This is a genomic window from Bacillus sp. COPE52 (assembly GCF_003355115.1).
GTDB classification, from domain to species: Bacteria; Bacillota; Bacilli; order Bacillales; family Bacillaceae_G; genus Bacillus_A; species Bacillus_A toyonensis.
In genome coordinates this window covers 559,419-573,275 of sequence record NZ_CP031292.1, presented here as the reverse complement: position 1 = coordinate 573,275, position 13,857 = coordinate 559,419, and the positions used below count along the sequence as shown (strand labels likewise).

The following is a 13,857-nucleotide window of genomic DNA, read 5'->3' as shown; positions in this document are numbered from 1 at the left end:
CATCACGATGATTTTTTAAAGCACCCATCATAAAAAATCTCTCCTTTACCTCTTTTTTATCAGTGTTGACACATAAAAAGAGGTTCAGACACATAAACAGGCTGTGGAGAAGACTTTCTCCACAGCCTGAAAATAAACCTTTATAAAAGGTTTATTTCCGAAGATTTTTAACTAAAACCATAAAAAATCATTGCAATATTCTTTTTATTCACAATACTATTCGTTTTTGTTATAATATCAACCATAACGTATTATATTCGTTTGTATACCTTCATATTTTGGGAATTTTATTACACAAATAGACAACTCTTAATTGGAGTTGTCTTTTATTTTTTTCGATATACATAATACTATTCTGATGCAAATACTTCAAGATTCTTACAACCAGAGAAAAAGTAGGATTTCTCATAGTAGAGATGCTACTTTATTTCCTCATATTCCTTCATTATTTTATAAAACGTAATTTTCTTTAGCTCTAGCATTTCCATAATAGCTGTTGATAGCGACGGGGATAGTACCAATTGCTCATCAACTTAAGAGTTTGAAAGTACCCCATACCCATCAAGCTAAGATTCTAAAGTACCCCCAAACGAAAAATTTACTTATCTACAATTAGTTATGAAGATCCAGCTTATTTTGTACATCTAGCGGTTTATTCTTTGGTCCTTGTCTTACATTTGTATATAAATAAAGTAAGCTCCATACAAAAACACCTCTAATTCCCATTATGTATAGGAAATCAGAGGTGTTTTTCAGTATATAAAACTTCGATTGTTATATCATCACTTATTTTTTGAATAACGGTGCTATTTTGTCAATGCGGTTTGTCCAAATTCCACCTGTATAATCGTCAGGAAGGCGTTTTATATCTTCAGACGAATCAAATCCACTTGAAAACCCAAGCCCATTCCCTCCTACAACGATAACTCGAGTATCTGCTTTATCCATTCGATTAAGAAAACGATTTGGCCATCCCCAAAGCCAAGGAGCTACTTTATCTGGTATATGTAACTCTCCATGCTCCATGCTTGAAGGTATGTAGCCAGTCCATCCTATCGCAAGATAAGTCAGAAGATCCTTTTTCATGGTTGCTTTTGACATTGTTCGTAAACTAGGGAGACGATCTTTTATCGCAGCAATGGGTTTATCGCCGCCATATACAGTTAGTTGATCAAGGCGTTTCGCTGGAAGTTTCTTGAGGTAAGAAACCAATTGGATTCCCTCATTTTCATCATCACTTTTAATATGAATAAGAAAAGAACGATCTGGAAAATGGTTAAGTACTTCATCAAGTGTTGGCATAAGATTAATCCCTTTACCACGAAATGGGAACGTTTTACCCCCATCAGCTGTATAACCGTAACCAATATCAAGTGCTTGTAATTCTTTTGTTGTAAAATCTCTTGTAACACCTTTTCCATTAGTACGGCAATCAAGAGTCCAGTCATGAAAAATAACAAAATTTTCATCTTTAGTTGGTTGAACATCAAACTCTACTAGATCTGCTCCAGCTTTAAATGCCGCTTCCATAGATGGAATTGTATTTTCTAAATAAGGATGTTCAGGTTTATGTATACTTTCTGCTGTACATGTATCACCCTCGATCCCTTCCATGCTAAATGTTTGCGAAAGTCCTCGGTGAGCAAGAAGAAGAGGAGTTCCATCGTCCCTCTTAGCAAAAAAAGAACTGTTATTTACATAAACAAATACGAAAAGGATAAGAATTATCCAAGTCGTTTTGCGTTTTAGTAAGCTTTTTAGTTTGTTCATTGTATTCTCCTCTTAAATATTGGTTGAAATGCTTTAAATAATTTTCGGCATTTAAATACTGGTAAATATTACAGCCTATCTTATTTTTTTGAAATGGATATAATTGTTAATTAAAGGCTGGTAATTTGATATAAAACGGGAGCGATAGAAATCAATTTAATAATTACTCAACCTTCAGTAAGAATAGTGTCGAAAGATTTCTGTGAGAATTTAATATAAATGGGTATATGTGATATCCTATTATTTAAAAATTAATTTACTATATTTATATTACCTGACAGTATCTTAATCACCTTATTGGGAGATTAGAGGACGTCTAAATAAAACTGGATAATAAATTAACATCATACCTACAAATGAGCAAACTAAATAAAAAATTGCCTCGTATTTTATTAATAGAGAAGAGTTATTATTAAGCTTTTTTTCATCTTTTATATATAGTATTTTAAATAAAGCTCTATATAATAAATACCCAATAATTGCTCCCAAGGTGTTCATAGATAAATCATCAATATCTGTAATTCTATTATCTAGCAATTGACCTAACTCAATAGCCAATGAAAAACCGAATCCAGCATAGGCAGTATTTTTTATTGTTCTAAACTGCGGCCAAATAGTCGGCAATAAAAAACCTAATGGCATAAACAGTAAAATATTTAAGACATAAGTAGCCATACCTTCAGAAGCAAATGGAATCAAGTTAATTTGATTTGCGCGAATTAATGTTTCGTATCTCCCTATGTCCCATATAGTCCCTATCTGCGTCACCTTATACACTAGTGAAAGGTAGAATAGAAAAACATACACCCATAGAAAATGCTGAATAGATATTTTTTTTTTCGTTTTAAAATAAAATCCAATTTGAAACACTATACAAAAAATAATAGTAAAAAAATAAGTATATAAATAATTAATCAAAACTCCTGAATGCATATAGAAACTCCTAACTTTACATTTTAATCTATAAATGTGTCATTTTAGAATATAATTCAAGAACGGGTGGTCACAATCACCCCATCTATATTATTTCTAGATATTTCATAAAATTCATTTGCTGGTATTTCAACGTCAATTGTCTTGTTTTGAAAAAAGGGATATTATGAAATCGTATATTTTTCCCCATCAATACTTGCTGAAATGCTCTCTTCTTCTTTTAAATAATCCAGGTATTCTTCCTTCTTGCATAATCGCACTGTGAGGCAAACCGACATAGCGAATATGCCAAGGTTCATATTGAACTCCTGTAACATCCGTTTTATCCGAGGGATAGCGTAAGATAAAGCCGTATCTCCAAGCATTTTTTTCTATCCACTTTGCTCATCAAAGTCACGATATCCACTATTAATACAAAATTGACTAACCCCTTCCTTTAAAGCATCATTGACCATCTCTGAAAATTTTTGTGCTATTCCTTTTGACAGATAAATATCCGTATTAAGCACCCCGTATCCATTTATCAATTCAATATGGTTAGATAAATTTACAATATCCGATTTTACACTCTCTTGGCGAATAGGGTATGTACTGTTGATTAAGAGCAGATTGCCTTGATAGATCTGCTCTTTTGCAATCTCTTTCTTTTGGATATTTAAGGTGGTCCCTATATTATCTTTGTGATTTTGATCATATTTTTGAATCTCTATTTTATCCTGAAAAAAATAGTTCTTTATTAATGAAGGTAAAACCTAAGCACAATAAACCTAACAATAAGAAACCCCACTTCTTCATTTTCAGTTTCCTCCTTAAGTGAGCTGCTTGATGATAATCCCGCACTGGGTCAGCGCGGGAGATTTCGGGTATGTAGCTCTTAACGATTGCTTTCTGAAGGGCGATGCTAAACGTTGCTGCCCCACTCAGTGTGTGTGCAGGAACATTCAAAACAGCAGATTGCTCATTTGACACAAGTCGCAGCCCGACGCGGTAGTGAGTTTGCCATTTGTCACCGTAAGACCCATCTTCTTTTTAGGGAATATGCTTGTCCGCACGGTGTACAAGTCGCCAAAAGGAATATTTGTATCTCTCTTTTTCTAAACATGTGAGCTATTTTAATCCATGTATAACTTATCATATCCTTCTTTGACGAAACAAAAAAAGCTCGTTCTTACGCTTTAAGTCTACCGCATAAGAACGAGCCATTTTTTAATATTAAATTGTTAATTTCTTAAGAAAAAGTAGAGATGACCTTAAGATTTTCTTAAGAAACAAGGTTTATTTCTTAGGAACACCCTTTATCAACCAAGTCTGGGAAGACCGGAAGCTCTACCGTGAACATCGTGAAATTATCATTACTTTCCGCGTAAATCTGTCCGCCATGTTGAACAATGATTTCTTTTGCAATCGCCAATCCAAGTCCCGCGCCGCCCGTATTAGAAGAACGGGCATCATCCAACCTGTAAAATTTTTCAAATATGGTAGCGAGCTTATCTTTGGGGATGTTTCCGGCGTTCTTGAAAACGATGGATACCACATCCCTGGAAAGGCCCGCCGTAATTTCAATGACGCTGTTGTCCTTGCTGTATGCAGCGGCGTTTTTTAAAATGTTGTTAAAAACCCTCGCCAACTTATCAGGGTCACCGAATACGGTCAAATCCTCGGAAGCATGGATGACCACCTGTTTTCCATTCGCGGCAAGCAGTGGATAAAATTCATCAGTCATCTGCACCAGCATATAGTATAGGTCTATATGTTTTTTCATGAGCGTAATCGTTTGGAGGTTATATCGCGTAATCTCAAAAAACTCGTCGATTAATTGTTCGAGGCGATACGCTTTGTCTAACGTGATATGTACATACTTTGCTTTTTGCTCTCTCGGCATGTCTGGTGCCTCATCAAGCAGGATTAGATAACCGATAACGGATGTAAGGGGCGTTTTAATATCGTGCGCCAAGTACATAACAACTTCATTTTTTCTTTGTTCGGCCATCTTTGCATCATGCTCTCGTTTCTCAAGAGTCCGCTTTAATGTGTTGAGCTTCTGTTCCATGAACTCCATTTCCGCAGAAAGCTCAATTTGTTTATCTTCGTTCTGAATAAGTATATCGATACCGGTATTTATCTCGTCAAAGTATTTTGCAAATTTTAAAAGCATGACGCGACATAGAATAAGAATACTAATGGCAACTGCCACATAAATAAAGATTTCTATATTGTTCCGTATAGTATACTGATAAATTATCATCGCGTCCCAGCGCTCTAAGTGATAACTGTTTTCCAAAAAACTTACGATCCACTCCCCAAGTGTCCCCTGGATAAATAGACGCAAAAACAACACGAACACAACTGCTGCCATAACAATCCCAAAGATATACAGATAGAGTTTTCGTTTTAGTTTGGAATAATCGATTTTTATATTCTTATTTTTATGTTTCAATTTTATAGCCAATCCCCCATACCGTTTTTATATACTTTGGATTATCAATGGTGTCGTTCATTTTTTCACGCAGATGTCGGATATGCACGGTGATGGTGTTATTGCTCTTGCTGAAATATTCGTCACCCCATATCTCATGAAATAGCTGCTCAGAGCTAACCACATTCCCCTTGTTTTCACAGAGGATGCGTAGGATTGAAAACTCGGTGGGAGTGAGGGATAACGGCTTCTCGTTCAGAGAACACTCATGCGTGCTTATATTAATGACAAGGCCAGAGTGGACGATAACATTTTTGTTCTGTGTCGTTACTCCATTGTATTTTTTGTATCGGCGTAACTGCGCCTTGACTCGCGCAATTAACTCTAGTGGTCGAAAGGGCTTCGTAATATAATCGTCCGCGCCGATTGTTAGCCCTGTGATTTTATCTATCTCCGTATTTTTCGCCGTCAACATGATAATTGGATAGGTGTGCTTGTCCCTTATTTTTTGACAGATAGTGAGACCGCTTGCATCGGGGAGCATGATGTCCAATATAGCAATGTCAAGCTCAGTCTTATCTATACATTCCAACGCTTCTTTGGCGGTATAGTATTTGAAAACCGTATAATTCTCGTTTTTCAAGTATAGCTCAACCAAATCGGCGATTTCGCGTTCATCTTCTACGACAAGTATTTTATCGCTCATAAATATCAATCCTCCTTTATAAATTTGCTTTTCTCAATCGGAATCTTTTCCAAATAACGAGCCTATCATACCTACCACTTCAAGTAAAGTCCTATCTGAGTACATAGACACAGCCGGTTACACAGAATAGATTTTCGGATTTAACTTTAATCCAAGGATAATAGATCTATCGAACTCAAAATTTAAAGCCCTATCCCTATCAACATAACAAAACAAAGTGTCCTTCTAAAATGAAAAAACATGCTAATCTTTCTGTAGAATCATAGGAAAGGTTAACGTCTTTTTTGCTTTATGGATAGTGTAAAACCTTGGATTGATAGTGATGTGATGCTACCCCATTGCTATCAATCTAACAAAATAAAATGCCCCCTAAAATGAAAAAAACCACTAATCTTTCTGTAGAATCATAAGAAGGGATGGCGTTTTTATGTCTGTGTCTGACGAATTACAACTATTTGCTCAAGAGATTCAAAGTTTTTCACCTCCAAATACCTTACGGAATCTTGCTAGAGATATTGGGTTTATACGACGAACCAGTAAGTACCAAGCAAAAGATTTAACAGCTTTATGTGTATGAGTGAGCCAAAATGTAGCTATGACTTCTTTAACTCAGTTATCTAGCTATTTAGAAGCATCAACAGAAGTACCCATCTGCCCTGAGGGACTGAATCAATGGTTTAATAAAACGGCCGTCCAACTTTTACAACACCTACTAGCCGAACAACTAAGCAAAAAATGACCTCATCTATGCCGATTTCTTCTCCATACACTTCTGTTTTCAAGCGGATTCGTATTTTAGATTCAACTACATGCTCCTAATTAATTTAATGTATTGGATAATAATACCGATATCTACCTAATTGGCTAGATTATAATGGGACCGTACGCCTAATTATTATAAACAGGCTTTCTATATGCTAACCTTTTCTACCACTTTTATTTGACGATACTAAGGCTTCCACATTACTTCTTTTACTGCAATCTTGATATCGTTATCCCTTAAGTTTTCTCTAGCAATACCTTCTGCAACTGCTTCAGTAGCTGCTGCGAACATTCCATCTATCATAACGCTTGCACGTACAACAATTGTTCCAAGTCCTAGCTCTGGGAAAAAGAAAGCACCCACATTATCCTTCCATTTTATATGCTTTTCTAAACTTTATGGAAATAAAAAGAATAAACTAACTGTTAAATTGGATGCTGGATATAAGGGATATTCCAAGGGTACTCCATTTTAGTTTCCAAGGAAACCAAAATGGAGTATAATTATATACGTACAATAAATATCGTTTACAAATTTATTATTGTACACATTTTTGCATTAGCTCTTAATTACGAAAATAAATGGAGGGCATGAAATGGAAAATTATTATGATGTAGCGGTAATTGGTGGTGGTCCAGTTGGACTTATGACAGCATGTGAATTAGCTATTCAAGGCGTAAAAGTTGTCGTTTTAGAGAGAAGGTTAACTCGGATACGAAATTCTAGAGCACTCACACTTCACCCCCGCTCCTTAGAATTAATGGCTATGAGAGGTATTGAAAATCGATTTTTATCTAGAGGGAAGAAATCAGATACAAGCCATTTTGCTGCCCTAGATACAAGATTAAACTTTAAAAATTTAGATACTGATTTTCCATATACGCTTTTTATTCCCCAATCTATTACAGAAGAAATATTAGAAGAGCGTGCATTGGAATTAGGTGTAGACATTAAACGTGGTCATACTTTAAAAAATTTAAAACAGTATGATACATTCGTACAACTAGAAATAGAGCAAAGAGAAACAATATATAAAATAGAAGTTCCTTATGTAGTAGGCGCTGATGGCGCAAGAAGCGTAGTTCGTGAGTTATCACATATATCGTTTAATGGAACAGATACAACAACAACTGCTATATTGGGTGATGTCATTTTAGAAAATGTACCAGATAATCCATTTTTATCTACATCTAATATAAATGGGATAATAATGATGGTACCTATTGCACGTGATGTATTTCGTTTTGCAATTGTAGATCCTAAGAATCAGACAAAACCTGTTCATGTTGCTGTCACAGAAAAAGAGCTTATAGATAGTATTTATAACATTACAGGTGAACATATTCGAATTAAGAGCTCAATATGGCTTTCTCGTTTTGGAAATGCAACCAAACTAGCGAATACTTATCAATATAAGCGTGTATTCTTGGCAGGTGATGCGGCGCATATTCATTTCCCTGCAGGAGGACAAGGCTTAAATGTAGGTTTACAAGACGCTTTTAATTTAGGATGGAAATTGGGACTCGCTATAAAACAAAAAAAATATGAAAGCCTATTAGAAAGTTATCATATTGAACGACATGCTGTGGGAAGACAATTTTTCAAGGAAGTACAAGCGCAAGAACAATTAATGATAAACTTCTCAAATGCAGGTATAGAGTTAAGAGAGTTATTCTCGCATTTACTCACATACCCAGAGGTGAATCAAGATTTAGCTGAAAGAGTAAGTGGCTTAGGGGTTATATATTCCTCTATGCATACGAAAGAAAGGCACCCATTTACAGGGGAAAGATGTATAAATCTTACTATTTCTTCTCAAAATAAGAAAACTTATAAACTCTTTGAATTGATGCAAGATGGTAAATATATTTTATTAATACATCCGTCTTATAAAGAAGAAATAGATAAAATGAACATTAATTCGCACATAAAGGTGATTGTAGGAGAAACACAGGATTCTCAGTTAAAAAATATGGATGTCATTTTAATTCGCCCCGATGGTCACATAGCTTACATTGAGTATGACAAAAGAGATTACTGTAAAGATTTGAAAATAAAATTAGATAATTTTTAAAAAATCCTATTTATTAGTATAGATGGTTTTATACTAAACTATTTATAGCATGAATCAAGAAAATTTTTAGTATAAACATTAAAACATTAGGATTTTATATGGCCCCCACAACTATCAGCGGGGGTCATTTTATATGAAATAAAGTGCTCTAAATCACGTTCTAATAAAGCTCTCCTAATTAATTACCTATTTCAGATAATAATAAAGCTATTTATCACAAATACTATATTCATATTTTTTCAACTCTAAGGTCATTGCGGATACCAAACATTATTGGAATTCTTCACATATTCCAATAATGTTTGGTATTGTTGATCAAGGGCATACTCCCCTGTTCCAATTGGTGATTTAAAAAAGAGTGAAAGATGTTCCATTATTCCTACCTTTCCTTCTCTAAGTGCATGATCCATAAAACGGGACAGATCAATTATTAGAGGAGCAGCTAAAATCGAATCAATACCTAACCAATTAATTTTCATTGTCATTCGTTCTCCTAACCAACCTTCAAAGTCAATGGTATCCCAGGCCTCTTTCCTATCTCCTCGGACAGGAAAGTAATGAATTCTTACTTTATGATCAAAGTGACTGTAGCCCAATAAAACTTCAGAAGAAAAGTAAGCCCGCTCCTTACCTATTTTTGTATAAGGAGTAGACTTACTTTGGTTACTGATAATAATAAGGTAGGTTAATTTTACATGTATATGAGATTTATCAATATCATCATGAATTTTTATTGATGGTATTTATATATATATTTACTCATAAGAATAGAACTAGCTTAGTATTTAGTGGGGGATTAAGAATAAATAGGGATGAAACCTCATTACACCCTGATACGGGTGTTACGTCTGTAAAGTTTGTTGAACGATCATTAAATGAAATTCGTTTTTGGTCTAGAATCATGAAGGAGCATTCTAAAGAAAAACACTTATAAATAAAATTCAAATAATTGGTATATACTTCTTGAAACCCTTACTTATGGTTCCATTGTATCCATTTTTAGTGAAGAATTTATGTGCTTTTATTCTAGTTGCACTACTTAATAAGATAATTCTTGTGGATCCCCTTGCAATTGATATCTCTTCTACATGTTTCAATAACTTTTCCCCTATCCCATTACCTCGAAAATCTTCATTTACAATCACATACTCTAAAACAGTATACGGTCTAAATTGATATCCAGGATCAAGGCAAAACGTCATAAATATACTTCCTTTGACGTTACCACTTTCCTCATAGACAAATAAAAAATTATTAGAATCATTCCTTATCTGCTCAATTCTTTCTGGTAAAACCTTAATATTTTTGCTATGTGGTGCTAATTTTTTATATAGATTTTCAATTACATTGCTGTCCTTTGGTTGAGCTTCACGAATCATATAACTACCTACCTTTTGTATTTAATATATCCATGGTAAAGACTGAGATCGATTATTGCTATAATTCTATATAGGCCTTTTCCCCACCCGGAATCTTAAATTTTTTTACATCATATTCTTTAATTATATATACCTTTATCGCTTCAAAATCTTTATCCAAAGTAAGAATTAGATTTTTTAAGAAATATATTACTTCTTCCCCATCATAAATTCGAGCTTTTATTGTTTCTTTGTCGGAGTGAAACGATAAATTGACTCCTTTGTAAAAATATTCGTAGTATCCCTCTTCGTCCTGCTCACTCTTATCTTCAAAAGGAATACATTCAATATGATATATATTCCCATTTACATTTATCGATTTCATACAACATTACCCCACTTCCAATAATATCTATAAAAATTAGCATCAATATTTAGCAAAGTAATTTTTGAAATTATGACATTTTCCAATGTTCTATGAATTTTATTTGCTAATAAATTCATAGAACATTATTTATTCATTTTCAAATTTCTCTTATTAATTTCACGATAAAACGCTGAACGACTCACTTGGTAATATTGCAAATTTGATTTATTGTACGTTTATCTTCTTTATATAAATGGATAGCATGTTCCATCCCTTCATGTTTCTTCCCGCACTTACGAGGACGACCCAGCTGTCCCCCTTTTTTAACAATGCCTAATCCGACTCTTTGCTTTTCTTTCAATAACTCTCGTTCCTACTCAGCAACACCTTCAATAATATGAATGAGCATTTTTCCAGTTGCTATTCTTGTATCAAAATTATAATCCAGATTAACTATATGAACATTTCGCTTTGCCAAGTTTTCAACGAGTTCTAACATGTGTTTTAAATTTTTGGCTAATCGATTCATCCGAGCTTCAACAACTATATCTCCTTCTTTGGGTCCACCACATACCTATCAGGCTAAGAAAATATAATTACTCCCAGAACTAGATTTTGTCCTAATATGTAATAAAAATTTCTTTTTTCATCTGGTGATGTCAATTTTCTCGTTTTGGGGTATTTGCTTTTCTTAGGTTGATGGGCATGTGGCGGGACCCCTATAAGAAATCACAATGTGCGATCCAATCATTTGTTTTACTATTTTTAGCAAAATAAATTCCGCCGCCATGAATAATCTTTAAATGTGCTTTTGGATCGTCTGTTATTTGAAAAACAAATTCATAATCCTCGGGCCATTGGATGCCTGATTGGGCAAAACAAGCATAGCCACCTAATTTATGTATGTAATGATTTTCTTCAAAAATATCCTCGTAGTAGTCAATATCAATTGTGTTTTCAAGTTCTAAAATTCTATCTTGCATGTTGTTTGGAAAATCTTCCGTATCCCATTGTGGAAACTCATCAGTTACTAATCTAGGTATTAAGGGAAAAGGTTTTAGATTTGGAAACGTAAGTGACATCTCATTTGGTACTAGTTCCTCTAAAGAATCATATTCTCTAATACAAAAATTTCCTGATAAGTTGGACAAGTCTTTAGCAAAGTTTGGAGAAAGAAATACTGCGATGGCTTTCATATCTTTTACTGCTTCTGGAACAAAGGGTATTTGAGTTAAATTAATCATCATGGTTGCATACATTTTGTCTTGATAGCGGTCGATTGGGTAAGTTTCATCCGGTAATGAATAGGTAATCTTTCCAATCCAACTTTCATTTATAGATAAATCGGGTCTTTTTCCTCCTGTATGAAAGATAGTTGCTCTTTTTCTTAGGACATTCTTTATTTGATCTATTTCCAAAGTTTTTCTCCCCCTAAATTTATATTTTTTTTATTTCAATGAATAATTATATTGTATCAATAATGTGTGTGTTGTTATAACAATTCTTTTGAAGGGTGCTGTTAGCAGTAACTTCACGTATCTTTTTTTGTTTTACTGTCAATTTAAAACAATTTTGTACTATACAGTAATAAAACCGAATTCACTTTTATTTAATCAAGAGATTTCGGTTTATTAATGGGGTAGCACCACATATCTATCAACCTAAGATTTTAAAATATCCTCTAATTAAGGAATTTGTAAGTATCAAGTAAGAAAAACGAGAGCTTTGTTTCCTATAATCAAAATATAAAATGAAGGAAGAAAGATCATTTCTGAAGTTTATATGCATGTGGAAAAAGTAGAAATCTACGGTTTTTTAGAGTAATAATATCAGTATGTCAAAGTTTTGGAGATTACTTGCAAATATTTTGAAGTTTTTGCACCAGAATCCTAATTACCATACCTGTTTTTTACCATCACATATTGGAGGTTAAAACATGAATAAAAAAAAGAAAATACAAAAATCAGTACTTACCTTTACCCTACTCTTTTCTTTAGGTGTTTCATCTTTCCCGCTTACAACAGCTATTCACGCAGATACACGTGAGGAGCAATCTGCAGAAAAGAAACAAATCTCTTTAACGGAGCGTACATCATTATTTTTTGAATATCTCCAGCAAGGTAAGTATGCAGAGGCACTTCAGTTGACGTCTGCTGCTTTTCAATCCAAGTTTACAGCAAACACATTACAAAACTGGTGGACACAAAGTGGGATGAAAATCATGGGAACACCTGTAATAAAAGAACGAAACTTGGTCCATCAGACGGTGGAAATTCCAGGAGCTATTGAAGGAACTACCATACCGCTACTCATTAAATTCACACCTGGCGGGAAAGTAGATGAAGTTGGAGAAAGGCCGCCCCAGGAATCTTACATTCCGCATCCTAGATATGACCAACCTGCTTCCTATCAAGAACGTGAAATCGTCATTGGAAATTCTACTTATCCATTACCAGCCACATTAACAGTTCCGAAACATAAGCCTGGTGAAAAGGTACCCGTTGTTGTTCTTGTTCATGGTGCTGGCATCCATGATCGCGATGCTACCTATTTGGGAACAAAAATCTTACGAGACCTTGCGGTGGGCCTTTCATCCAACGGAATTGCAGTGTTACGCTATGAAAAACGTACCTTAGAACATGCATTAAAGATGAGTGCAGAACCTGTTACGTTGGACCGTGATACTACAGATGATGCCGTATATGCAGCAAAGTCAGCAGCGCAGCAGGAAGGCATTGATCCAAATAATATTTTCATTCTCGGACATAGCCAAGGAGCTGGCACAATGCCGCGAATACTGAGCAAAGCGCCTTCCTCACTTGTTCGAGGAAGTATCTTACTCGCACCACCTGCACGCCCTTTGACTGACACTGCCATTGATGTGAGTCAATACCTTGGGGCGCCAAAGGAAGTAATCGATGAACTAAAAAGACAGTTCGCTTTTATCCTGGATCCTACTTTCGATCCTGACCATCCGCCAGCTGGCTACAATTTTCCGTTTCCGTCTCCTCATTTTATGTATGATGTTACTAGGTGGCGTCCAGTTGAGGAGGCAAAATCACGAAAAGAGCCTTTGCTGATTCTGCAAGGGGCACGCGATTATCAAGTAACAGTAAAAGAAGATTATACAAAATGGCAGGAAGGACTTTCAAACCGCGGGAATGTTCAGTTCAAAGAATATCCGAAATTGAATCATTTCTTCACGGAGGGTGACGGGGAATTGAGTCTTCCAAGTGAGTACGAAATCCCTGCAAATGTTCCCGAGTACGTCATCCAGGACATTATTACATGGGTCAATGAGACAAAAAAATAAGAAAACATCAAAAGCCTTCATGGAATCATCATTGCGTGAAGGCTTTTTTGAAACTAGTGATTCAGACATATCTATTATTTTCAACATCATTTAATATAATATTTGCCCCAAAATGAAAAATTAGAGTCTTTTATAGCAATGAAGTTCATTTTTATCA

Annotated in this window: 11 protein-coding genes and 5 pseudogenes; 4 read left to right on the top strand and 12 right to left on the bottom strand. The window is 34.8% G+C overall.

What is annotated here, in order from left to right; genetic code table 11:
• Nucleotides 1-786 precede the first annotated feature (786 nt).
• The 6 genes and pseudogenes from DPQ31_RS02795 to vanR-A form a co-directional block, all read right to left on the bottom strand.
• On the bottom strand, nt 787-1,770 hold the full coding sequence (locus DPQ31_RS02795; RefSeq protein ID WP_097957879.1) for a glycerophosphodiester phosphodiesterase family protein: 984 nt from the start codon (nt 1,768-1,770) through the stop codon (nt 787-789).
• Nucleotides 1,771-2,064: 294 nt separating this feature from the next.
• The gene (locus tag DPQ31_RS02790) at nt 2,065-2,703 is read right to left on the bottom strand and encodes a VanZ family protein (RefSeq protein WP_208731529.1); all 639 of its coding nucleotides are present in this window, start codon (nt 2,701-2,703) and stop codon (nt 2,065-2,067) included.
• A 56-nt stretch (nt 2,704-2,759) separates the two neighbouring features.
• A pseudogene (locus DPQ31_RS02785) lies at nt 2,760-3,498 on the bottom strand (D-alanyl-D-alanine carboxypeptidase family protein).
• 149 nt (nt 3,499-3,647) lie between these two features.
• Nucleotides 3,648-3,780: pseudogene (locus DPQ31_RS29790) on the bottom strand (vancomycin resistance protein); the annotation flags it as partial.
• 205 nt (nt 3,781-3,985) lie between these two features.
• On the bottom strand, nt 3,986-5,152 hold the full coding sequence (gene vanS, locus DPQ31_RS02775; protein ID WP_098711780.1) for a vancomycin resistance histidine kinase VanS: 1,167 nt from the start codon (nt 5,150-5,152) through the stop codon (nt 3,986-3,988).
• Nucleotides 5,130-5,825, bottom strand: a complete 696-nt coding sequence (gene vanR-A / locus DPQ31_RS02770; RefSeq protein ID WP_097957873.1) for a vancomycin resistance response regulator transcription factor VanR-A — start codon at nt 5,823-5,825, stop codon at nt 5,130-5,132. The genes vanS and vanR-A overlap by 23 nt, the downstream gene beginning before the upstream one ends.
• A gap of 427 nt (nt 5,826-6,252) precedes the next feature.
• Between vanR-A and DPQ31_RS02765 the strand changes: the two are divergent.
• Nucleotides 6,253-6,632 (top strand): annotated as a pseudogene (locus DPQ31_RS02765) (IS4 family transposase); the annotation flags it as partial.
• A 142-nt stretch (nt 6,633-6,774) separates the two neighbouring features.
• On the opposite strand, the pseudogene DPQ31_RS02760 reads toward DPQ31_RS02765, so the two are convergent.
• Nucleotides 6,775-6,945 (bottom strand): annotated as a pseudogene (locus DPQ31_RS02760) (malic enzyme-like NAD(P)-binding protein); the annotation flags it as partial.
• Nucleotides 6,946-7,183: 238 nt separating this feature from the next.
• On the opposite strand from DPQ31_RS02760, the gene DPQ31_RS02755 reads away from it, so the two are divergent.
• Nucleotides 7,184-8,662, top strand: coding sequence for an FAD-dependent oxidoreductase (locus DPQ31_RS02755; protein ID WP_208731528.1), 1,479 nt, complete (start codon nt 7,184-7,186; stop codon nt 8,660-8,662).
• A gap of 251 nt (nt 8,663-8,913) precedes the next feature.
• Here DPQ31_RS02755 and DPQ31_RS02750 read toward each other — a convergent pair whose 3' ends face one another.
• Entirely contained in the window at nt 8,914-9,258 is a 345-nt protein-coding gene (locus tag DPQ31_RS02750) for an inositol-3-phosphate synthase (RefSeq protein ID WP_223268722.1), read from the bottom strand.
• Nucleotides 9,259-9,398: 140 nt separating this feature from the next.
• Between DPQ31_RS02750 and DPQ31_RS29210 the strand changes: the two are divergent.
• Nucleotides 9,399-9,578 (top strand): annotated as a pseudogene (locus tag DPQ31_RS29210) (hypothetical protein); the annotation flags it as partial.
• A 25-nt stretch (nt 9,579-9,603) separates the two neighbouring features.
• Here DPQ31_RS29210 and DPQ31_RS02745 read toward each other — a convergent pair.
• The 4 genes from DPQ31_RS02745 to DPQ31_RS02730 form a co-directional block, all read right to left on the bottom strand.
• Nucleotides 9,604-10,041, bottom strand: a complete 438-nt coding sequence (locus DPQ31_RS02745; RefSeq protein WP_098711778.1) for a GNAT family N-acetyltransferase — start codon at nt 10,039-10,041, stop codon at nt 9,604-9,606.
• Nucleotides 10,042-10,099: 58 nt separating this feature from the next.
• Nucleotides 10,100-10,405 carry a hypothetical protein gene (locus DPQ31_RS02740; protein ID WP_208731527.1) on the bottom strand — a complete coding sequence of 102 codons (306 nt, stop codon included), beginning with the start codon at nt 10,403-10,405 and terminating at the stop codon, nt 10,100-10,102.
• Between the two features lie 355 nt (nt 10,406-10,760).
• On the bottom strand, nt 10,761-10,886 hold the full coding sequence (locus tag DPQ31_RS29205) for a recombinase family protein (protein ID WP_255294265.1): 126 nt from the start codon (nt 10,884-10,886) through the stop codon (nt 10,761-10,763).
• A 220-nt stretch (nt 10,887-11,106) separates the two neighbouring features.
• Entirely contained in the window at nt 11,107-11,805 is a 699-nt protein-coding gene (locus tag DPQ31_RS02730; RefSeq protein ID WP_097957864.1) for a YwqG family protein, read from the bottom strand.
• Between the two features lie 518 nt (nt 11,806-12,323).
• Here DPQ31_RS02730 and DPQ31_RS02725 point away from each other — a divergent pair.
• Nucleotides 12,324-13,700, top strand: coding sequence for an alpha/beta hydrolase family protein (locus DPQ31_RS02725; RefSeq protein ID WP_208731526.1), 1,377 nt, complete (start codon nt 12,324-12,326; stop codon nt 13,698-13,700).
• The last annotated feature ends 157 nt before the right edge of the window (nt 13,701-13,857 follow it).

What these genes read in the sequence shown, in the direction of transcription:
- DPQ31_RS02745 (WP_098711778.1), bottom strand. Translation starts at nt 10,041, where the DNA reads ATGATTCGTGAAGCTCAACCAAAGGACAGCAATGTAATTGAAAATCTA.
- DPQ31_RS02725 (WP_208731526.1), top strand. Translation starts at nt 12,324, where the DNA reads ATGAATAAAAAAAAGAAAATACAAAAATCAGTACTTACCTTTACCCTA.
- DPQ31_RS02740 (WP_208731527.1), bottom strand. Translation starts at nt 10,405, where the DNA reads ATGAAATCGATAAATGTAAATGGGAATATATATCATATTGAATGTATT.
- DPQ31_RS02755 (WP_208731528.1), top strand. Translation starts at nt 7,184, where the DNA reads ATGGAAAATTATTATGATGTAGCGGTAATTGGTGGTGGTCCAGTTGGA.
- DPQ31_RS02795 (WP_097957879.1), bottom strand. Translation starts at nt 1,770, where the DNA reads ATGAACAAACTAAAAAGCTTACTAAAACGCAAAACGACTTGGATAATT.
- vanR-A (WP_097957873.1), bottom strand. Translation starts at nt 5,825, where the DNA reads ATGAGCGATAAAATACTTGTCGTAGAAGATGAACGCGAAATCGCCGAT.
- DPQ31_RS29205 (WP_255294265.1), bottom strand. Translation starts at nt 10,886, where the DNA reads ATGTTAGAACTCGTTGAAAACTTGGCAAAGCGAAATGTTCATATAGTT.
- DPQ31_RS02790 (WP_208731529.1), bottom strand. Translation starts at nt 2,703, where the DNA reads ATGCATTCAGGAGTTTTGATTAATTATTTATATACTTATTTTTTTACT.